Genomic DNA, 21,476 nt, shown 5'->3' with positions numbered 1-21,476 from the left:
GGACGCGTTTCGAATCTGGTCGTCCGTCACTTGATCCGCAGGCCCGTTCCATCCGAAGGCAAGCCGTGCCGCCTGTCCCAGTGGTATCCTGACCACAGGCGATGCGGCCTGCCCGCAGACAGCCGGTACCCACACATCCCGTGACGCCGCATCTCCGGCGTCCACCGCATCCCGCCCCGCAATCGTGACGATCGCGATCGCCCCTCTCGGTGGGGCAGGACAAGGGGAAAATAATCAGTATGAGTATTTTGTCAACTAGAATAGGAAAAAATGTTTGCGGCGATCCCGGCCATACGCGTCGTTCCCGGCATCGAATAATAGGGGTGACGCAGTACCGCCGAGCGACCTGAAACGCCCTGTTCGTACGTATCCGGTTACGCGACGAAACAAATCTCCGCATCCACGAAACAATTTTCTACATGGACGCCATCGGCTGGAAACCGGCCGGGACTACACCTCCACGCAACAGGTAGCCGCGTAGACGGCAGGAGGCCGCCATGAACCACTCGATCCACAGCGCAGACCGCAGCACGCATCTGAAGATCGTCGTTGTCGCCCTGGTTGCCGGCATCGCGGTGGCAGCTTTCGGCATCGCCGCCCGCACGGGCACCAGCGACGGCACCCAGACGGCCCGGATCATCAAGGCCGGCCAGCCGACCGCGCTCACCAGTTCGAACACGACGGCGGTCCGCTGATTGTCGCATCAGCATCCCGGAACGGTTTGACGTAAATCAGCGTGATGCGCAGGTGATCCCGGGATCAAACGGGACTCGCCGGTGATCCCGGCGCACCGCGCGTTTCAACCTCTGCACCCTCGACAGCCCCCCTGCCCTGCCATAGTAAATCTGCAGGCGTATCGACGCGCCCGAGGATACAGGACAGACCGTTGACTGTGACACATGAGGCGCCGGGTGCAGGCGAAGCCGGCAGCACCATTCGTCGGGCTTCCGCGACAGAGACCCCGACTGCAACCGACGCGATCGTCAGATCCTATGCCGGCAAGTCGATGCCGATTGATCACCTGCGGACCTTCGTCACACCCGAGATGAATTTCGCGACGCGCACCATCAAGGCGCGCGCACCGGTGCGGCCGCTGATCTATAGCAAGCACACGCTGCCTGACTTTCCGATCGTCTCCAATGGCGCGAGTTACGACATCTACGACTATGTCTCGCGCAACCGCGTCGCCGGAATTCTGGTGATGAAGGACGACGAGGTTCTGCTCGAACATTACGATCTCGGTATTGAGGCATCGACGCGCTGGCTGTCGATGTCGATGGCGAAATCTTTCAGCACCACACTGATCGGCGCTGCCATCCAGGACGGGTACATCAAGAGCGTCGACGATCCGCTGGTGACTTATCTTCCCGAATTTTCCGGCACCGCCTTCGAGGGTGTCAGCGTGAAGACGCTGATGCAGATGACGTCAGGCGTGCGCTGGAGCGACGATCAGACCGACGCACAGTCCGAACGCCGCAAGATGCTCGAATTGCAGGTGGCCCAGCAGCCCGGCGCCATCATGCGCTACATGGCGGAGCGTCCGCGCGCCGCGGCGCCCGGCACGCAATGGTGCTACTCGACCGGCGACACCCATGTAGTCGGCGCGCTGGTGAAGGCGGCCACCGGCAAATGGCTGAGCGACTATCTTTCCGAGAAGATCTGGTCGAAGCTCGGCATGGAAGCTGATGGATGCTGGTGGCTGGAAGCCCCTGATGGCCTCGAAGTCGCCGGCAGCGGGATGTTTGCCACCCTGCGCGACTATGCACGCTTCGGCCGCTTCATTCTCGATGACGGCGTGATTGATGGAGAGCGCGTGCTGCCGGAAGGCTGGATGCGTGCGGCCGGCACCGCGCGTGATATCAACGGCCAGCGCGTCGATTACGGCTATATGTGGTGGATCGTACCGGGCGCGGACGGCGCGCTCGATGACGGCGCTTTCACCGCACGCGGGATCTTCGGGCAACTGATGTATATCAATCCCAGGCATCGCGTGATCTGCGTGGTGCTGAGCGCGCGGTCGAAGCCACCGACGATGGTGAACCCGGCGGTGGCGGACAATGCGTTCTTCAATGCACTGGTGAAGGCGCTGGCGTAGTCTTCAGCGCGCAGGATGGGGAGAGCGCAGGCGCACAGCGCCGAAGCGAAACCCGTCAACTGTCGCGCAGGGAATCGATGGGTTTCGCTGCGCTCTACCCATCCTGCGCGCTAGTGGAAATCCGCCGGCGTCAGCTCGATCGGCTGGCCATGCGGCGTGCGATCGGCGGCGTGATCCCACGCATCGCGATAGCGATGCAGCGCATCCGCCGTCGTCACGCCCTTCTCGGCGATCAGATTTTCCAGCGTCGCCAGCCAGTGTCGGTAATAGGTCTCGCCGGTGTCGGCATCGCCACCGGCCTGGGCGCGCTTGATCTCGGCAGCCAGCGCCGCAGCCCATTCCGTCCAGGTGAACACGCCGCGCTCATGCAGCGTCACGGCCATGGCAAAGGCCTGGGCCTCCCACGGCTCGCGAAACACCGGACCCTCGGCGTCACGGGGGATGCTCGGGATTTCGACCGTCGCACGGGTTGCAGCTTGAGTATTGGTCGTCATCACATCGACTCCGGACATTCGGAGAACCCTACACCGACACGCGCCTCACGCAAATGTCGCTGCGTGACGCGCATGGCAGGTGTCCAATTCCTGTCCTGCGAGAAAAATTCCGGCATAAAGCGCGATATGCCGCAGGTTGCACCGTCTGCAGGCTCACACTGCACAATCTGCGATCTTGCTCCGCCGATTATTTCTGGCGTACCCGTCGCTGCAATCGATTCCGTGAATAAAAGGTAGAGTAGCAATGGAAAAGCCGAGCCTCATCCTGACCGGAGGACGCGTGTTCTGTGGTCTCAACGAAGGTTTCGTCGAAGCCATCGCGATCGCATCGGGACGCGTACTGGCCACGGGCAGCGCAGCGACCATCGCCGAGCTTGCCGGCCCGGGGACGCGCATCATCGAACTCGCCGGCCGCACCGCCATCCCGGGCCTGAACGATGCGCATATGCATCTGCTGCCGCTCGGCCTGACCATGACCGAAATCAACCTGCGGCCGGAGACCGGTGCCAACAGCATCGGCGAGATCCTGCGCCGCGTCGCCGAACAGGCCAGGACCGCCAAGCCCGGCGAATGGATCAATGGCCGCGGCTACGACCATTACGAACTCGCGGAAAAGCGCCACCCCACTGCCGAAGAGCTCGATCAGGTTGCACCGAACAATCCGGTCTATCTCAAGCGCACCTGTGGCCATGTCGCCGTGATCAACACCCAGGCGATGCGCGCGGCCGGCATCGGCCACAACACGCCGCAGCCCGATGGCGGCATGATCGAGCGCCGCGACAACAAGCTCACCGGCCTGCTCGCGGAACGCGCGCTGCGCCTGATCGTCGATGCCGCTCCGAAGCCGGGCGCCGAGCGCCTGCGCGACGCGATCGACCGCGCCGGCCGCTTCATGCTGTCGCAGGGCTTCACCAGCGTGATGGACGCCGCCGTCGGCATGTCCGCAGGCATGGACGAGATCGATGCCTATGAGCATCTCGCGAAATCGAACGCGCTGCCGATCCGCACCTGGGTCTGCATCTATGGCAACACCGACGGCATCGGCGATCAGGCACACGCCGCGGGTTATCGCTTCGGGCGCGAGGTCGGCATGCTGCGCTACGGCGCGATGAAAGTGTTCGGCGACGGCAGCGCCGGCGGCCTCACCGCCGCGATGAGCGAGCCGTATCTGGTCGGTGATCCCGATAACCGCGGCATCTTCTGCTACACCGACAAGGAAATGCACGACTATCTCGCGCATTATCACAATCTCGGCTACCAGCTCGCCATCCACGCCATCGGCGACGCCGCCATCGAGCAGGTTCTGTCAGGGATCGAGAAAGCCTCAACGGCGGAGAAGCCAATCCTCGGCCGCCGCCATCGCATCGAACATTGCGGCTTCCTCAGCGACGGCCAGATCGCACGCATGGCTGCATCGGGCATCGATCCGGTGCCGCAGCCGGTGTTCATGTATGAGTTCGGCGATCTCTACATCACCAATCTCGGCCAGGCCCGCACCGACGTCGCCTATCCCATGCGCAAGTGGTTCGACGCAGGTCTGCATCCGGCAGCAAGCTCGGATGCGCCGGTCTCCACCACCGATCCGTTCAAGAACCTGTTCACGATGACCACGCGCATGTCCAACCGCCATACATTGCTGGGCGAAGGGCAGAAGCTGTCGATGGCAGAAGCCATCCACGCCTACACCTATTTCGGTGCCTATACGCAATTCGCCGAAGAGCGTGTCGGCCGCCTTGTGCCGGGCCAGCTCGCGGACATCGCCGTGCTCAGCCACGACGTCTTCACCTGCGCGCCCGAGGAGGTCGAGACGGACACCCGCTGCGACCTCACCATTCTGGGTGGCGACGTCGTCTTCGACAGGCTCGGTCAGATCGCGGTGGCAGCCGAATAGGGAGCGCGCGAAATGCTGCGCCGTGCAATCGTGCGGATCTCGACATCGAGCTGAAGCGCCAGACGCATAGGGGGATATCCGTTCGCGCTACCATCGCGGCAGTCGATTTCGATGCGCTAGCCACCCTCGACGAAGCTCTGCGTGGCGCCGACAGGCTGTTTTTGGCTCATGGCACGTCCCCTCGGCAGGTTGCCAACGAGATCGCCCTGATCGATGCGGCGGTCGCCGCAGGCGTAGGTCAAATCGTGAAATTGTCCACGATGGGTCCCCCTCGCACCTGCACCCGATGGATTGGCACATGCAGATCGAGGCGCATCTTGCGACCGTCGACATCGGCTAAAGACGAACGGCTCCACCGCGTGACCAAGTTCAAGATCGCGGCTGTACGAGCCATTGGCTTTGAAAATCTCGGGCCTTTTTCCATGAGGTCAGTTGAGCGGCCTGGTCGCAGCTCATCTCAACCGGATCCCTCTGCATATTGAATTCCGCGTCATTCAACTGGCCAAAAATACGGCACACATCCGTGTATTCGCCAAGAATTCGATTTCGAAGTCGAATGTTGATGATCGAGAAACCCGCCTCCATGGTTCTCCCTTGCCAAACCGCTCGCCCGTAATCGGATATCTCAGAGTTGAAGGACTGCAGTTCCCAATGATTCCGAAGCATGTTTTGATAAGACACTACAAATTTTGGAAAGGCAGCATATGCCTTGCCTTGTTGCCAGTCGGCCCGGCCATCGGTGGAATCGCGAACGTCCTGAGCAATCGCAGCTGACGTAGCGGCCGCAATTTTTCCAAACTGCGATTGCAATGCCTCTTGCTGGCTTTTCGCTGTTGCGCTTCGCTCCGCGCTCGTTGTCCGTCTCAAATCTTCATCAGCTTTCCGCTTGTTTTCGCGAATCACCCTTTCCTTCTCAGCAACTTCCTTCTTGTTTTGCGCAGTATTGTCGGCCTGCTGAATTTCTTCGTCGCTGTTCCAAAGGGGGGAAATGGAGTATTCGGTATTGTCGTTCTTTAATGCAGTCACGAGCGTTTTAAGTGTGACGCTCGAGGAATAGATCGCCTGGCACCCATCGCGCTGAAACGTTTTAAAAGCGTCATCGAGCGTCGGCTTCAGGGTAATTTCGGCGGTCGTCAATTCAACCTTGTCTTGCAACAGCTGCCGATGACCGCTTTCCATGTCTTTAATGACAAGGCATATCGCGCTCACAGCGGTCCTGCCATAAACGATGCCATAACCCCCGCCGGAACCGTTTTCGATGTCGGCTATGATTTTATTTTGAGCTTTCTTCTTATCAGCCATGTACGCGGCCAACTGCTCCGCAGTCACTGTTTCAAGGTGCCTGAAATAGCCATTCTCAATTTCGGCATACAAGGCGATCTTGATTTCCGGCGAAAATTGCAGAAAGCGGCCGCGCTCGACGGCAACGATATCGTATGCCGACAGGCGATTTCTGGGGCACTCGCTCGCATCGATGCTCAGCTTCTGCAAGCCATACTTGGAAAGCAGTCTTTGTCTCAATAGGGCGCTCTGCGCACTGTCATAATTCGGTTCGTACAAACAAGCTGCGGCCTGGTCATTTTCGAATACGACTCCGCCACTCAAGTTCTTCGTGAGATGCGGCGCTTGAGGCGAAGAGTTATAAAGAAAGACAAAGTCCCGCGGATCCCCATCAACGAGGAATGCATTTTTTGCGGTCTTTCGAAGCACGTTCTCGTCGATCGTGTTTTTCGCTGACTTGGACAGGCCTTGGTCAGGCGACTTAAGCTGATCCTGCTGCTCTGTCGGCTGCGCGGCCTGGTCTACAAGAACATTCTTTGATTTAACAAAATCGTCCTGAAGAGAGGCTTCGCGGATCGAAACATCGACCTTGCTGGTCAAGGCCTTTAGTTTCTCAAGATCGGGCGACTTGAGATTTTGGTCAAAAGCATCAAGCAGCGGAATGAATGCGCTCGTAGATTGTGCGGTCGGATTGTTTGTAATGTAGTAACGGATGAAAGCCTGCTGTTGCTTGGCAGTCTTTGTCAGCTCCGGCAGATAGCGAGCAGCCTCCATTCGTTTCTGTTCGCTTCTAGCTGCTTCTAGTTTTTCGTAACCGGGCTCGTGCCTCAGGTCGCCGACGAGGTCTTCCATAAGCGGCTTAAGCTTCGGCAGATTTTCAGCGGCAAGGGCCGAATTTAATCCGCTGATCTTTTTAACAAAAGTGACAAGCTTCGGATTGGTGGGATTTTGTTTGACGAACGTCGATGCGTCTTCGATCAAATCCTTCACCGCGGGTACTATTTTTAAAAATGCCTCGCGCTCCTGTTGAGCCTCAGCTTTTTTCCCGTCACTCTTTTTGTTTTTTTCTACTCGAGAAACGGCTTCATCGTTTTCGTTCGAACGATGTCGCGGGCGTCGCTGCTGATTTTGATACTGCTGCTGACGTTGAGCGTTAATTGCACCATGAATTAGGGCACCGGCAATCCCCCCGAAGTCTTGGGATAGAGAAACGGTTGGAAATAATACGATTGTCGCAATAAAGATCGACTTTGAAACACGCACCGTTAACGGCAACTTAATTGGCATTCCGCCCCCCCCAGAACGTTAATATTGGCAGAACGACTTGAGCTTTCGCCAATCCCCTACCTCAGGTAGTATTGAGAAACTCAGATCCCCGCAATCGCTAACTTAAATATCTTGATGCAATTCGAATGGACGTCCAAGTCAGGCGTCGCATTGCGGACAGGAAGAACCGACGGCGTAGTGCTGGCCTTGCAGCGCGGGAGCTCGTGCCGACCACTCATCGATTAGGTCGATCTAACAGTGTCCGCCGACCCGACCGAGAACTTCCAGCCGCAATTCCTGCTCGATGGTAAAGCCCAGTTATGAACCGTGCCATTGACGCTGCTGTCAGACACCCACCGCGTTGAGATCGAAAGAGCGGGACGCAATCAGCTCCTCCGTGACTGCCGAATTCCTTCTCGCGATAGTCAGCAAGAAGCCCGCGAAGCTTCGGCGAATCGATGTCGATATGGATGATGCTCGCTTCAGTCGCCGAGTAAGCCGGCTTGATCGAGATCGTGGGGCGAACTCGCCCTCTGGACGATACACGTCTCCGAACGTCAGTGCGGCCAACTCGATCGCCCACAGGCCCAATTCGATCGAAAGCGTTAGAGCGACTTCGGCCGGCTGGCGTGCCTTCCGTAACGCCGGGCACATACTAGCGCGTCTCGAACTTGGGCAGAGCTGAGTAAGGCTGCTTTTCCGGTTGACCCTTTCGGCCGACCTCTGGGGCGTTTGCTCATGCCCCCGTTCTAATCTGAGGGACATGCCAGTACAGGGCTCGCCTGCACGGCCTGAATCTCCGCAATTCGCCTATTCGATTTATTTGAGGGGAGATAAATCGAATGTCAGCCGAAAAGGAGGGGTGGTTATAATCTGGCACGCCCTTGAAACAAGGGACAATTACATCAACACTTTCAATAAGATATGGAGAGTAACTGGCGGAGAGAGTGGGATTCGAACCCACGGTACGGTTTCCCGCACACACGCTTTCCAAGCGTGCGCCTTAAGCCACTCGGCCATCTCTCCGGCGCGCCTTCTCATGACGGGCTGGAGCGAGATTTGCAAGGGACCGCCGGGTTGCCCGGGCGGTTTTTCTCAAATTATTGAAGGATATAGGGAATTCGGAGGAGTCTGGGGGCGGCCTGGCCGCCCTGGCGAGCGGCGAATCGGCCTGGGACGCGTCGGCGCAGCAATCCGGGCGCCAGCAGACCACGAAGGACCGCATTGTCTGGCAGACCGGCCCAGCCGATCAGTGGAATCGGCTCCCGGCCCCGGCGCCCAGCGACCGCACCGGCCAGAGGACAGGCGGCTCGACCGGCAGCGTATCCACCGGCATCTTGTCATTGGCGGCATGGGCCTGCTGAAGCGCATGGACGAAATCGGCGAACCAGTCCTGAATGGTGCTGGCGCGCAGTTTCGCCATCATGGCTTCCCAGCGCATGCGGCGCTCCAGCAACGGCATCGACAGCGCAGTCGCGATGGTGCGCGCCATGCCGTCAACGTCATGCGGATTGACCAGCAGGGCCGTGTCGAGTTCGTGGGCGGCACCGGCATATTTCGACAGCACCAGCACACCGGGATCGACCGGATTCTGCGCAGCGACATATTCCTTGGCAACCAGATTCATGCCGTCATGCAGCGGGGTGACCACACCGACCTGCGCGGTGCGATAGAGGCCAGCGAGCACCGTCTGGCTGAAGCCCTTGTTGAGATAGCGGATCGGCGTCCAGTCGACTTCACCGTGGCGCCCGTTCACATCGCTCACCAGTTTCGCAAGCTGGCTCTGCAGATCGCCATAGGCCTCGATCGTGCCGCGCGACAGCGTTGCGATCTGCAGCAACGACACCGTGCGCTTCAACTGCGGCTGCAGCTCCAGCATGCGGTCGAACGCCTCGATACGATTGACGAGACCTTTTGAATAATCCACGCGGTCGACGCCAATGGCGAGCTTCTCGCCGTTCAGGCTGCGGCGCAGACGCGACACATCGGGATGCGACGCCGCCTTGGCGGCATGCGCAGCAAACTTTGCGGGATCGATACCGATCGGAAACACGGCGCAGCGCGACGCGCCATAGCGCGACATCACCACGCCACCGGTCGTGTCCAGGCACAGTTCGCCATCGACATAGGACAGGAAGTTGTCGCGATCGCCTTCGGTCTGGAAGCCGATCAGATCGTAAGCGAGCATCGCCTCGACAAGTTCGCGATGATGCGGCACGCCGCCGAAAATGTCGCGCGTTGGCCAGGGCGTGTGCAGGAAGAAGCCAAGCGGATGCGTCACGCCAAGCGCGCGCAATTCTGCACCGAGCGCAAGGAAATGGTAATCCTGAACCCAGAACGCGATATCCGGCTTGCGGAACCGCAGCAGCGCGCGTGCAAAAAACGAGTTCACTTCGCGATAGGATTGATAATCGTCGTGACAGGTCCGGATCAGATCGGTGCGGGAATGCAGGGCCGGCCACAACGCTGAATTCGCGAAGCCTTCATAGTAACCGCCATAATGTGCTGCCGGGAGATCGAGCATCGCCAGCGCACCGGCGCCCAGCGCCTCTATTTCTGCAAACGGCTCCTTTTGCGCGCCGTCGCGCACACGACCGCTGGAACCCACCCAAATCGCGCCAGAGTTCTCCACCACAGGCAACAACGCTGCTGCCAGACCGCCGGTCATCGGCTCATTCGCCGAGGCGCGCGATACACGGTTTGAGACGACGACGAGATTCACAGGGTCCCCTCCTGATTGCACACATTGATAAACGTCCGTTCATCAATATGGTTCCTCGTCACCATTCGACCCAATTGAAACCAAATTCGGGCATGCGACAATGGAACCACCCTTTCAACGGGTTCCATTCACGTCAGCATGGGTGGCGTTGCGCGCCGCTATTTCGATTTCGCTGCATCGTCGATCAACAAACGTGCAAGCCACGCACGCACATCGCGCGGCTCGTCGAAGTGACCCGACACACCTTGCGCACGGCGGCCGACGGAGAATGCGAGACCATTCATGCCGGGCATGATCGCAAATACCGATTCATCGGTAACGTCATCGCCGATAAAGATCGGACGACGCCCGTTGAACGGCTCGTGCGTCATCAACTCGATCACGCCCGTCGCCTTGGTCACACCAGCCGGCTTGATCTCGCAGACAGCCTTGCCGGGCAGCACTTCAATCGGCGCATTCGGCAGGTCTGCACGGATTGCGGAGACCGCATCATAGATCGCCTTCTCCGCATGCGGCGCGAGGCGGTAATGCAGCGCGAGCGCATAGCCCTTGTCCTCGAGCAGAATCCCCGGGCTCAACTTCGCAATGGCAGCAAGGCGACGCTTCAATTCCTTGTCCATCGGCGGCGCACCGGCCGCAACCGATTCATTCTCTGCCGACAGTCGCATCTCGGCACCATGACCACCGACCGCCGGAAACTGCATCGGCGCGAAAATCAGATCGATGTCGTTGATCGAACGGCCTGAGACAAGCGCCATGGCGCCATTCGTGCGCTGCAGCAGCTTGCCCATGGACGTCGCCAGATCCGGCGGCACCCAAACCTCACGCGGCGTCGGCGCCAGATCGAGCAGCGTACCGTCGATATCGAGCAGCAGCGCGCAATCGCTGAGCCGCGGCAATTCCGCACCCGGATACAGCACCTCTTCGGAATGCGGCGCATCGTCGACAGGAATTTCGATAATTTTCTGAGGCATGTTCATAAGACTACTCCACTACGGCCAGCGGCCGTGCAACTGATTCAAGCGGCTGGCGTTCCGCTGCGATGGCATAGCGCCAGCCGACGATCGCAGCCGCGATCATCAGGACAGCGCCAAAAAGGTAGCCGGCAAACACGCTGTTGCGGGACCCGGTGTCGATCAGCGCGCCAAACAGCGCCGGCCCGGCAACGCCGCCGATCCCGGTACCGATGGCGTAGAACAGAGCGATCGCCAATGCGCGGACCTCGATCGGGAAAGTCTCGCTGACGGTGAGATAGGCCGCACTCGCCGCCGGCGATGCGAAGAAGAAGATGACCATCCAGGCGATGGTCTGGCTCTGCGCGCTCAAGACATCGATCGAGAACAGATAGCCGGAGATCGCGAGCAACACACCCGACACACCGTAGGTGACTGCAATCATGAAGCGGCGCCCAAGCGTATCGAACAGCCGGCCAAGCAGCAGCGGCCCGAGAAAATTGCCTGCGGCAAAGGGCAGGATGTACCAGCCGACATGGTTGGACGGGATGGCGAAGAAATCCGTCAGTACCAGCGCATAGGTGAAGAAGATCGCGTTGTAGAAAAACGCCTGTGACGCCATCAGCACAAGTCCGACCAGCGACCGCTGGCGATACAGGACGAACAGCGTCCGTGCGACGTCCTTCAGCGGCGTATGATGGCGCATCGTCAGCCTGATCTTCGGCAGCACGGACAGAGCAGATGGCTTGGCCTTCTGGTCCGCGGAGGTTTCGATATCGGCCACGATCTCTTCGGCGCGCTGCGGCTGACCGTGGATCATCAGCCAGCGCGGGCTTTCCGGAATCCACATCCGCATGAACAGCACGATGAGGCCCAGGACAGCACCGGTGAAATAGGCCAGCCGCCAGCCATAGGATTGCGAGATCACTGCGGGGTCCAGCAACACGATGGCGCAAACGGCGCCCATGGCAGCGCCCAGCCAGAAGCTTCCATTGATCACCAGATCGGTCCAGCCGCGATAACGCGCCGGGACAAGCTCCTGAATCGTCGAATTGATCGCGGTATATTCGCCGCCGATGCCGGCGCCCGTCAGGAATCGAAACAGGGCGTAGCTCACAAGATTCCATGACAGCGCCGTCGCGGCCGTCGCCGTGAGATAAAGCGCAAGCGTAATGAAGAACAGTTTCTTCCGACCGATACGATCCGTCAGCCAGCCAAATCCCAAGGCGCCGATCACGGCGCCAGCGAGATAGGCGCTGTTGGCAAAGCCGACATCGAAGTTCGAGAACTTCAGCGCCGGATCTTCCTTCAGCGCGCCGGACAGCGCGCCCGCCAGCGTCACCTCAAGACCGTCGAGGATCCACGTGATGCCCAGGGCCAGAACGACACGCGTGTGAAAGCCGCTCCATCGCAATGCGTCGAGACGCGAAGGAATATCCGTCTCGACAATGCGATTTTCATTGGCTGCCGTCTCGGGCGCCAGGATGGCCGCGCTGCTTATACGGGGCATGCCGCACTGGCCTGAAGCATGGTGTTGGGGCCCCTCGGCTGTGGCAAGACCTTAAAACATGGCTTGAAAACGCCAAACATCCCGACGCTTTCCGGCACGGGCTCCAGGTGTCCGGCGGTTTAAACTCACCCTGAATAAACCACCGGCGTCGCCGATGGTTCCGCCTTGCCTGCGGGAACGCGTCTCGCCTGCACCCGTTGACGGGAAAAATGCCGATCTGAGGAGATCATCATGGCCGATCGTCGCAAAGTGTCATCGCCCAAGACAGGCACACGAAAGGCATCGAAAGCGAAAACCGCAAAGAAGAAGGTTGCAAGAAAGACCGCTTCGCGCAGAACTCCAGCCAGGCAACAGGCGGGATCATCGAAATCGCCGAAGCGCTGGTCGCAGCATGTGACCGACACAAGCGATGCGCTTGATCTGAAACATGGCGTGTTCAAACTTCGCGATCCGAAAGAGATCGCGATCTCCCTGAAGCGCTCGGCGGAGCACAGCACACGCCGCAAGGCCGGTGCCTATCGCTCGGCGCTGTCGATGCTGACTTTCTATATCAACCGCGCCGGCAAGAACCTGCCGAAGACCCAGCTCGGACGGCTCGAACGCGCCAAGGCCGAGCTGAAGCATCAATTCGGCCGCGCATGACCGGCGGCCAAAGCGAGACTACAGCGACACCGCGTAATGCTCGTATTCACCGCGCACCAGTTCGATATGGGCGCGCATGGCAGCCGCCGCGCCGCTGCGATCGCCGCGCATGATGGCGACGACGACGCGATCATGCTCGGCCTGCGACTTGGCGAGACGGCCGAGATTGCGGAACTGGGCGCGCCGGAACGGCTGCACGCGGACCCGCGTCGCCAGGGTGATCTCCGCGATATATTCGTTCTGGGAGCCCGCATAGATCGCGTTGTGAAAGCGTTCGTTCACTTCGTGAAAGCGATCCGGGTTGCCATCATAGCTCAGCACCCGCAGCTCTTCATGGATCGCCTCGAGCCCGTGACGTTGCACCGCCGGCATCCGTTCGGCTGCAAGCCCGGCACACAGCGCTTCGAGTTCGGCCATCGCCTCGAACATCCCGGTAAGACGATCGACCGACGGCTGCGCCACGACGGCACCGCGATGCGCGCGCGCGTCGACAAGTCCGCTTGCCGTGAGCTGGCGCAGCGCCTCGCGAACCGGCGTCCGCGAGACATTGAAACGTTGCGCCAGATCCGTCTCGTCGAGAGAGGCGCCGGGGGCCAGCACGCCGCGTACGATCTCGTCGGCCAGTTGCAAGCGAAGTTCTTCGGCCCGCGTCATCTTGCCGGTGGTCGCACCAGCGCGATCAACCCGGCTGACCGGCCCGGTCATGCCCGCCTTGCGGCGTGGCTTGCCCGGCTGGATCAGCATGTCGTCGAAGCTCATCCCTTGGCGCCCTGCGGTTCGTCGATCAGGCTGACAGAGGCCGCAACGATTCGCCAGCCTTCGGGAAAGCGGATCCACGTCTGCATCTGTCGGCCGACCTTACCCGGAGCCGTGTCGCGATAAAATAGCGTCGAGGCGACCGCAGTGTCGCGGCCATAGGATGAGATCACGGTGCGTGCGGTGCGTCGCATCAGACCGACCGGCGAGCGTGCACCCCGAAAGGCCTGGATCTCGTCATAGCCGTAGAGGTTTTCACCCATCCCGTAACGGATCGTCCGCGGATCGTTGCGAAACAACTCGCCGAGCACCGCAGTATCATTGGTCGTCAGCGCCTTTTCATAACGTGCGAAAGCTGCGCCCACTTCGGCGATCACGTCCGGCAGATCAATTTCCATATCAGAACCCTTTTGCTGATGGAGCGGCGACGACGCCGGCCCGCTCCAATGCATAAGCGACGCGCAGCGCGATGTCTTCCCGCCACGGCGCCGCGATGATCTGCACACCGATCGGCATCGGATCGAGCGGCACCGGCACGGCGACGACGGGCAGGCCGATGAAGGAAATCGGCTGGGTGTGGATGCCGATATTGGCGCGCACCGGCAGCTCGACGCCGTCGAGCAGGAAAGTCGCCTGCCCCAGCTTCGGCGCGATGCAGGGCGTTGCCGGCGCGATGATCGCGTCGACGTCCTTGAACAGGTCGAGCACCTTCGCGCGGTACCAGCGACGAAATTTCTGCGCACGGTCGACCAGCGGCGCCGGCACCATGGCGCCGGCCAGCAACCGATCACGCACCGCGGGATCGAAATCATTGGGCCGCGTGCGCAGGCGATCCAGATGCAGTGAGGCGCCCTCAACGGTCGAGATGACATAGGCCGCGGAACGCGCGCGCGCGGCCTCGGGCAATTCGACGTCGCGTGTCACGCCGAGCGCTCTGGTGACGCGGGCAACGGCTTCCCGAGCTTCCGGAAACAGGTTCTTGCGGAAGTACCCGCCAGCCGGAGCGATTCTGAGATCGCCGATGTCCTGGGCCAGCAGCGCCGTCACCGACTCGATGGCGCGGGTTGAACACGCGGCATCCTCGGCATCGGGTCCCTGCATGGCGTCGTAGGCCAGCGCGAGGTCTTCGACCGATCGCGCGAACGGGCCGAGATGGTCGAAGCTCGCGACAAACGGAAACGAGCGCGCGCGCGACAGCCGGCCATAGGTCGGTTTCAGGCCGAAGATGCCGCAGAACGACGACGGCACGCGGATCGAGCCATTAGTGTCCGACCCCAGGGCAATCGGCACGAGACTGCCGCCGACCGCGCCGCCGGAGCCGCCCGAAGAGCCGCCGGTCATCCGGGTCACGTCATGCGGATTCCGCGACGGCCCGTCGTGGATATTCTCGCCCGTAAAATCATAGGCGTATTCGCCCATGTTGAGCGCGCCGACCAGTACGGCGCCGGCGGCCTCCATGCGCTCGACCAGCGTCGCATCACGGGTCGAGGCCGGGCGATCCCGATTGATCTTGGAGCCGGCGCGGGTCGGCAGGCCGGAGACATCGAACAGGTTCTTCACCGCAAATGGCACGCCCGCGAGCGGGCCGACATTTTTGCCCGCGGCAATTGCGGCATCCAGCGCCCTCGCCGTGGCGCGCGCGCGGTCGGCAGTCACGTCGGTGAAGGCGTTCAGGACCGGATTATGCTGCGCGATCCGCGCAAGCGCCGCTTCAGTGACCGCGAGTGCCCGGATTTTCTTTGCGGCGACTGCCTGCGCGATGTCCGACGCCGGGCGCCAATCGCCTTCGGAGGTGATAACGGGATCAAGCTGCATAGATGCTCGCCGGTTCGGTTTCATCTGGCAGCGGGAATTCATCGACCATGCCGACCATCTTCAGCGTCACCGCGAGATTGGCACGGACGGACGGCTTCCACGCGTCTTCGATCGGCAGTCCCAACGCCTCGGCGACGGCGTCGATATAATCATCAAGCGGTTCGGCCACGGTCCCTCTCTCGATCTCGTCTCAATGAACCGGCAGCGGCGGATGCGGGATCGCCGACAGCAGTTCCTTCGTGTAGTTATCCTGCGGCGCATCCAGCACGGCCTCGGTCAGGCCCTGCTCGACGATCCGCCCCGTGCGCATCACGATGACACGATCGCACAGCAAACGCACCACATTCAAATCGTGCGATACGAACAAATAGCTCATCCCCATCGACTGCTTGAGGTCCTGCAGCAGGTTCAGCACCACTGCCTGCACGGACACGTCGAGCGCGGCGGTCGGCTCGTCCAGGATGATCAGCTTCGGCTGCAGCGCAATGGCGCGGGCGATGCCGACGCGCGCCTTCTGGCCGCCGGACATCTGGTGCGGAAAGCGATCGAGCAATTCGAGCGGCAGGCCGACCTGGCGCGCGAGGTCCTCGCATTTTGCACGCAGCGCATCGGAACCCTTGATATCGCCGAGCTGCATGATCGGGTCGGCGATGGCCCGCGCAGCCGTAAAGCGCGGATTGAGGCTGTCGGTGGGATCCTGAAACACCATCTGGATGCTCTTGCGCAGCGGCAACCGCGCAAAGGCATTCGGGGCGATCTCACCGATCTCATCGCCGTCGAACGAGATACGACCCGAGGTCTTATCGATCAGCCGCATCACCATCATCGACGTCGTCGACTTGCCGCAGCCGGATTCCCCGACAAGACCGACGCTCTCGCCATGTCCGACCGTGAAGCTGATGCCGTCAACCGCGCGGAACTTATCGGGCTCGGTCGGCGGCTTGCGCGAGAACAGTCTGGCAAGTGAGGCGGTCGCGCCCTGGCGGGCATATTCCTTGACCAGGTTTTCGACGGTGAGGAGAGGTGCGGCGTCAGCGGCAATCTGCTCCCTCTCCCCGCTTGCGTGGAGAGGGTTCGGGTGAGGGAGCGTCAGAGATTCACTCGCCGGCTCCCCCTCACCCGACGCGCTGCGCGCGTCGACCTCTCCCCGCAAGCGGGGAGAGGTTAAGGAGGTGCCCGCTGCGGTGAACACCGGCATCGCCGCGCGTTCTTCGGCCGGCAGCAGATCGCGCAGCGAGACGCCGAGCCGCGGGGTCGCCTGCATCAGCTTCTTGGTATAGGCGTGCTGCGGATTGGCGAAGATATCGGCCGACAGCGCCGTCTCCACCACCCTGCCCTTCTCCATCACCACGACACGGTCGCAATAGGCAGCGGCAAGACCGAGATCATGAGTGATCAGGATCGTCGACATGCCGCGGCTCCTGGTGAGCTCGACGACCAGATCCATCACCGCTTTCTGCGTCGTGACATCGAGGCCGGTGGTCGGCTCGTCGGCGATCAGGAGCTGTGGATTGCAGGCCAGCGCCAGAGCGATCACCACGCGCTGGCACATGCCCCCCGAAAGTTCGAACGGATAGGCATGATAGCGCTCGCGCGGACGTGCGATCTTGACCTGTTCGAGAGCTTCGATAGCCTTTTCGGCGCGGGTGCCGCTGCCCGCCTGTGCATGCTGACGGAGCACGTCCTCGATCTGATCGCCCACCTTGCGGATCGGATTCAGCGCCGCACGCGGATTCTGGAAGATCATCGAGATTTCGCGGCCGCGCAGATCGCGCATCTGGTTCTCGGTTGCGCCCTTGATGTCGACGCCGGAGAACATCACCGAGCCTTCGGCGATCTTGCCGGCGCGGTCGAGAATGCGCATCACCGCATAGGACGTCACGGATTTTCCCGAACCCGATTCGCCGACAATGCCCAGCGTCTCGCCCTTGGCCACGGAAATATTGACGTGCTGCACGGCCTTGACGATGCCGCGTCGTGTAGCGAATTCGACAGTGAGATCGCTCACGTCGAGAAGCGGTTGAGCGGTCATGCCGATGTCTCCACGTGCGCGGTAGGCTCCCTCGCCCCGCCCTTGCGGGGAGAGGGTTGGGGTGAGGGGCTCTTGCGATCCGCAAACACCCGCATTGATGGCGAGGTCAGTGCCCTGCCCTTCACCCGCCGCTCGCTACGCGAGCGTCGACCTCTCCCCGCGCAGAGCGGGGAGAGGTTAAGAAAGCGAACGGAGGGTGCTTGCATCGTCACGTCCTCCGCTGCGGATCGACGATGTCGCGCAGACCGTCGCCCAGCAGGTTGAAGCAGAACACCGCGATCATCAGCGCGAGGCCGGGAAACAGCGCGATCCACCATTCGCCCGAGACCATGAAGGACGCGCCTTCGGCGACCATGATGCCCCATTCCGCGGTCGGCGGGCGGACACCAAGACCGATGAAGGAGAGGCCAGCGGCATTGAGGATCGCGTAACCCATGGTCAGCGACATCTGCACGATCATGATCGGCATGATGTTGGGCAGGATATGCACCAGCAGGATGCGCAGCTCGCTATTGCCTGACAGCCGGGCCGCCTGCACGAAGCCGGCCTCGCGGCGGACATTGGCTTCGGCGCGCGCGACACGCGCATAAAGCGGGAAGTTCACGATGGCCGTGGCGATGATGATGTTCTGCACGGTGTTGCCGAGCGCAGCGACGATGCCCATGGCCAGCACGAATAGCGGGAACGCCATGATCGTATCGGCGATGCGGCCGACGATGCGATCGGTCCAGCCGCCGAAATAGCCCGAGGCGATGCCGGCAAGACCGCCCATGGCGAAGACGAGGGCCACCGAGGCAATGGCAATAAAGAAATCGAGCCGGGTCGCAACGACGACGCGGCTGAAAATATCACGGCCAAGCTGATCGGTGCCGAACCAGTGCGCCGCCGACGGCGCCGTCAGCGCCTGCGCCGTGTCGCTGGCGAGCGGATCGTAAGGCACGATGTAGGGACCGACCAGCGCGGCGAAGACGATCAGCACCAGCAGCCCGAAGGCGAAAGCCGTGACGCGATTCTCGCCGAGAATGTAGCGCGTGTGCGAGAGCGTCGCGGCAAGGCCGGATGTGCGCTTTGCGGGCGCCGGCTTCGGCGCGAGAACGGCTTCGGAATCGACAGGCGTGACAGCGTTCATGGTTTACACCTCAGCCTTCCAGCCGCACGCGGGGATCGATCACGCCGTAGAGAATGTCGATGAACAGGTTGATCAGCACATACATGACGGCCATCGTCAGAACGAAGCCCTGCACCGGCGCGAAGTCCGACGAAATCAGGGCCTCCACCGCGTATGAGCCGATACCCGGCCAGGCGAAAACCTTCTCGACCAGCACATTGGCGCCGAGCAGAAACGAGAACGTCATCGACAGCGTCGTGATCACCGGCAGCATGGCGTTGCGGAACGCATAGGTGACGATCACGGCGCGCGGCGACAGACCGCTGGCGCGGGCCGTACGGACGAAATCGGACGACAGGATCGCCAGCATCGACGCGCGGGTCATGCGCGCGATCGGCGCCAGCGAGAAGATCGCCAGCGTCGCCGTCGGCAGGATCAACTGGTTGAAGGCGGACCTGAAGGCTTCCCAGTCACGGGCGATGAGACTGTCGATCAGATAGAAGCCGGTCACATTGGGAGGCGTCGATGCGAACACATCCAGTCGTCCGAGCGGCGCCGGGGACCAGCCCAGCCTGAAATAGAACACATAGACCAGCACCAGGCCGGTGAAGAACACCGGCAGCGACACGCCGGCCGTCGTCGTCACCCGGCAGAGGTGATCGATCCACGAGCCCGGCCGGGTGGCCGCGAGAATGCCGAGCGGAATGGCGATCACGACCGAGACGAACAGGCCCAGCAGCGTCAGCTCCGCCGAGGCCGGCAGGCGATTGCGAATTTCGGTGGCCACCGGCTGGCCGGTGGTCAGCGAATTGCCGAAATCGCCTTTGGCGAGGTCCGCCGTATAGCGGAAGAACTGCTCGATCAGCGGCTTGTCGAGGCCGAGCTTCTTGCGGATTTCCTCGATCGCCTGCTTGTCCGCCGAGGGCCCTGCGAAATAGGCCGCGGGATCGCCGGGCAGCGCGCGCGTCAGCAGAAACGTGACGATCACGACACCGATCAGGGAGGGGATCGCGAACATCAGGCGTTTGCCGATCAGGCTCAGCATGCGGAGCTCCCGTCGGTTCGCGCGCATGGCGAATGGTCAATGGCGAATGGAGCCAGGATGTTTTCTGTCACTATTCGCTACTCCCCATTTGCTACGCGCCCGCTCACGCCTTCACCAGCGCCCGGTAATCGAGCCGGCGGTGAAACCAGTACTGGTAGCCCGAGATGTTCTTCTGCATCGCCACGTTGACATAGGGCTGGTACAGCGGGATCCGCGGCATGTCGGTGAAAGCGAGATCGACGAAGCCCTTCACGTCGGCATCATAGGCTGCCTTGTCGCCGGTTGCGGCAGCGATGCGCGCACCGTTGATGAGCTTATCCATCTCCGGCGACTTGTAGCTCATGGTGTTGAACACCGAATTGTCGCCGTGATAGCACCAGTAGAAGAAGTATTCGGGGTAATCGAGCCAGCCGGAGAACACGTTGGTGTAGAGCGGCATCTCCTTCTTGTTCAGCTCGGTGCGCCAGTTGGCGCCGGGGATCTTGTTGATGGTGGTCTTGATACCGATCTGCGCGAGGCTTTCCTGTACGAGCACGCAGAGCGGCTCGTTCACCACGGCGAAGCCGAGATCGAACGAGATCGTGGTCTCGAAGCCGTTGGGATAGCCGGCCTCCGCGAGCAATGCCTTCGCCTTGGCCATGTCGGTGTTGTATTTGTGCGGCTGCGGCCACGCGACTTCGGTGGGCTTGTCGGCCGATGCACCGAACATCGGATTGGCGAGACCGAACAACACGGCATCGACGATCTTCTGATAGGGCAGCGCATAGGCCACCGCCTGGCGCACCTTCGGATTGTCGAAGGGCGGCTTGGTGACATTCATGCCGATATACTGGATGCCGTTGGAGAACGGCAGCGACACGACATCGAGCTTGCCGTTGGCCTTGATCTCCTGGAAGTCCTTGTAGGGCAGTTCATAGGACATGTCGGCATCGCCGCGCTCCAGCAGCGCACGCCGGTTGCCGGCCTGTGGCACCATGCGCCAGATCACGCGCTTGATCTTCGGCATCGGACCACAGACCCAGTCGTCATTGCGCTCCATCACCACTTCGGTGCCAGCGGTCCACTTGGTCACCTTGTAGGCGCCGCCGCCGGCTGTCTGCATCTTGGTGTATTCGAGCCCCCACGGATCCTTCTCGGTGGCGTTCTTCTTCACCAGTTCGGAATTGATGACGCAGGGCACGATGACAGCGAGATCAGGAATCGTCAGGCGATCCTTGGTCGCGAAATCGACCCGCACGGTGTGATCGTCGACGATCACGAACTGCTCGGGCTTCTTCAGCGAGCCGGCGCTCATCTGGAAGGTCGGAAAACCGCCGACGCTGACCGAACGATCCAGCGACCACTTCACGTCTTTCGCCGTCACCGGCGTGCCGTCGTGAAACTTGGCGTTCTTGCGCAGCTTGAAGGTCGCCGACATGTCGCTGATGGTCATGTCCTCGGCGAGTTCGGGCTTGAACTTGTCGCGGTCGTAATAGGGCACCCCGCCGGGGCCTGCCTTCATCTCGTGGCCGATCAGACGGTCGTAGCAGTTCCACGATACCTCATAGCCGGGCACGTTGGTGCCGACGCCATGGATATCGAGATTGTTGGGTCCGCTTTCGGAAACGATCAGCAGGGTTTCGGACCGGGCATCCGCCCTGGCTGGCGAAAAGATCGCCGGACCGGAGACCATGGCGCCGGCCGCGGCGCCTGTGGCGGTTTTCAGAAAATCACGACGCTTCATTTTTGCTCTCCCAAAAGGCGCGAACAGATCGGTTTGGGAACAGACATCGCAAACTTCGTGCCAGAGCTTAACGAAGGCCTAATCTCCATTTATGCGACTGATTAGACTGATATTTTTCCAGCATGCCCTCACGACCCGCCTAC

At 61.2% G+C, this 21,476-nt stretch carries 17 protein-coding genes and 1 tRNA gene; 4 read left to right on the top strand and 14 right to left on the bottom strand.

Annotated elements, in window-relative coordinates; all coding sequences use genetic code 11:
* The first annotated feature begins 497 nt into the window (after positions 1 to 497).
* Both ACEK02_RS23485 and ACEK02_RS23480 read left to right on the top strand, forming a co-directional pair.
* Positions 498 to 695, top strand: a complete 198-nt coding sequence (locus ACEK02_RS23485; RefSeq protein WP_371423944.1) for a hypothetical protein — start codon at positions 498 to 500, stop codon at positions 693 to 695.
* 197 nt (positions 696 to 892) lie between these two features.
* Positions 893 to 2,095 carry a serine hydrolase domain-containing protein gene (locus ACEK02_RS23480; protein ID WP_371423948.1) on the top strand — a complete coding sequence of 401 codons (1,203 nt, stop codon included), beginning with the start codon at positions 893 to 895 and terminating at the stop codon, positions 2,093 to 2,095.
* A 110-nt stretch (positions 2,096 to 2,205) separates the two neighbouring features.
* Here the strand turns inward: ACEK02_RS23480 and ACEK02_RS23475 are convergent, their stop codons facing one another.
* Complete coding sequence (locus ACEK02_RS23475; protein WP_371423943.1) at positions 2,206 to 2,589, bottom strand: nitrile hydratase accessory protein; 384 nt, start codon at positions 2,587 to 2,589, stop codon at positions 2,206 to 2,208.
* Positions 2,590 to 2,833: 244 nt separating this feature from the next.
* Here ACEK02_RS23475 and ACEK02_RS23470 point away from each other — a divergent pair, with 244 nt between their 5' ends.
* A complete protein-coding gene (locus ACEK02_RS23470) occupies positions 2,834 to 4,480 on the top strand; it encodes an amidohydrolase (RefSeq protein ID WP_371423942.1) in 1,647 nt (548 codons plus the stop codon).
* A gap of 369 nt (positions 4,481 to 4,849) precedes the next feature.
* Here ACEK02_RS23470 and ACEK02_RS23465 read toward each other — a convergent pair whose 3' ends face one another.
* The 5 genes from ACEK02_RS23465 to ACEK02_RS23445 all read right to left on the bottom strand — a co-directional run bounded on the left by ACEK02_RS23465 (position 4,850) and on the right by ACEK02_RS23445 (position 12,212).
* Positions 4,850 to 7,048 (bottom strand): hypothetical protein, encoded by a 2,199-nt coding sequence (locus tag ACEK02_RS23465; protein ID WP_371423941.1) that lies wholly within the window; start codon positions 7,046 to 7,048, stop codon positions 4,850 to 4,852.
* Positions 7,049 to 7,963: 915 nt separating this feature from the next.
* Positions 7,964 to 8,053: transfer RNA gene (locus ACEK02_RS23460), tRNA-Ser, on the bottom strand.
* A 223-nt stretch (positions 8,054 to 8,276) separates the two neighbouring features.
* A complete protein-coding gene (locus ACEK02_RS23455; protein WP_371423940.1) occupies positions 8,277 to 9,749 on the bottom strand; it encodes a trehalose-6-phosphate synthase in 1,473 nt (490 codons plus the stop codon).
* 158 nt (positions 9,750 to 9,907) lie between these two features.
* Complete coding sequence (gene otsB / locus ACEK02_RS23450) at positions 9,908 to 10,723, bottom strand: trehalose-phosphatase (RefSeq protein ID WP_371423947.1); 816 nt, start codon at positions 10,721 to 10,723, stop codon at positions 9,908 to 9,910.
* A gap of 10 nt (positions 10,724 to 10,733) precedes the next feature.
* The gene (locus ACEK02_RS23445; RefSeq protein ID WP_371423939.1) at positions 10,734 to 12,212 is read right to left on the bottom strand and encodes an MFS transporter; all 1,479 of its coding nucleotides are present in this window, start codon (positions 12,210 to 12,212) and stop codon (positions 10,734 to 10,736) included.
* A 231-nt stretch (positions 12,213 to 12,443) separates the two neighbouring features.
* Here ACEK02_RS23445 and ACEK02_RS23440 point away from each other — a divergent pair, with 231 nt between their 5' ends.
* Entirely contained in the window at positions 12,444 to 12,854 is a 411-nt protein-coding gene (locus ACEK02_RS23440; RefSeq protein ID WP_371423938.1) for a DUF3175 domain-containing protein, read from the top strand.
* 18 nt (positions 12,855 to 12,872) lie between these two features.
* Here ACEK02_RS23440 and ACEK02_RS23435 read toward each other — a convergent pair whose 3' ends face one another.
* The 8 genes from ACEK02_RS23435 to ACEK02_RS23400 form a co-directional block, all read right to left on the bottom strand.
* Positions 12,873 to 13,559, bottom strand: a complete 687-nt coding sequence (locus ACEK02_RS23435; protein WP_371423946.1) for a GntR family transcriptional regulator — start codon at positions 13,557 to 13,559, stop codon at positions 12,873 to 12,875.
* Positions 13,560 to 13,609: 50 nt separating this feature from the next.
* Positions 13,610 to 14,008, bottom strand: a complete 399-nt coding sequence (hpxZ, locus tag ACEK02_RS23430) for an oxalurate catabolism protein HpxZ (RefSeq protein ID WP_092148911.1) — start codon at positions 14,006 to 14,008, stop codon at positions 13,610 to 13,612.
* A 1-nt stretch (position 14,009) separates the two neighbouring features.
* The gene (locus ACEK02_RS23425; protein WP_371423937.1) at positions 14,010 to 15,425 is read right to left on the bottom strand and encodes an AtzE family amidohydrolase; all 1,416 of its coding nucleotides are present in this window, start codon (positions 15,423 to 15,425) and stop codon (positions 14,010 to 14,012) included.
* Positions 15,415 to 15,594 (bottom strand): DUF4089 domain-containing protein, encoded by a 180-nt coding sequence (locus ACEK02_RS23420; protein ID WP_371423936.1) that lies wholly within the window; start codon positions 15,592 to 15,594, stop codon positions 15,415 to 15,417. Before ACEK02_RS23420 ends, ACEK02_RS23425 begins: the two co-directional genes overlap by 11 nt.
* 21 nt (positions 15,595 to 15,615) lie before the next feature.
* Complete coding sequence (locus ACEK02_RS23415) at positions 15,616 to 17,457, bottom strand: dipeptide ABC transporter ATP-binding protein (protein WP_371423935.1); 1,842 nt, start codon at positions 17,455 to 17,457, stop codon at positions 15,616 to 15,618.
* A 208-nt stretch (positions 17,458 to 17,665) separates the two neighbouring features.
* Positions 17,666 to 18,586: an ABC transporter permease gene (locus ACEK02_RS23410; RefSeq protein WP_371423934.1), complete on the bottom strand. Its 921-nt coding sequence runs from the start codon at positions 18,584 to 18,586 to the stop codon at positions 17,666 to 17,668.
* A gap of 10 nt (positions 18,587 to 18,596) precedes the next feature.
* Positions 18,597 to 19,610, bottom strand: coding sequence for an ABC transporter permease (locus ACEK02_RS23405; RefSeq protein WP_371423933.1), 1,014 nt, complete (start codon positions 19,608 to 19,610; stop codon positions 18,597 to 18,599).
* A gap of 103 nt (positions 19,611 to 19,713) precedes the next feature.
* A complete protein-coding gene (locus ACEK02_RS23400; RefSeq protein WP_371423932.1) occupies positions 19,714 to 21,333 on the bottom strand; it encodes an ABC transporter substrate-binding protein in 1,620 nt (539 codons plus the stop codon).
* Positions 21,334 to 21,476: the final 143 nt, after the last annotated feature.

The sequence above is a fragment of the Tardiphaga sp. genome, from assembly GCF_041424195.1.
Classification (GTDB): Bacteria; Pseudomonadota; Alphaproteobacteria; order Rhizobiales; family Xanthobacteraceae; genus Tardiphaga.
Note: the sequence above shows the minus strand (reverse complement) of the source record. Positions and strands in the feature narration are given on the sequence as shown.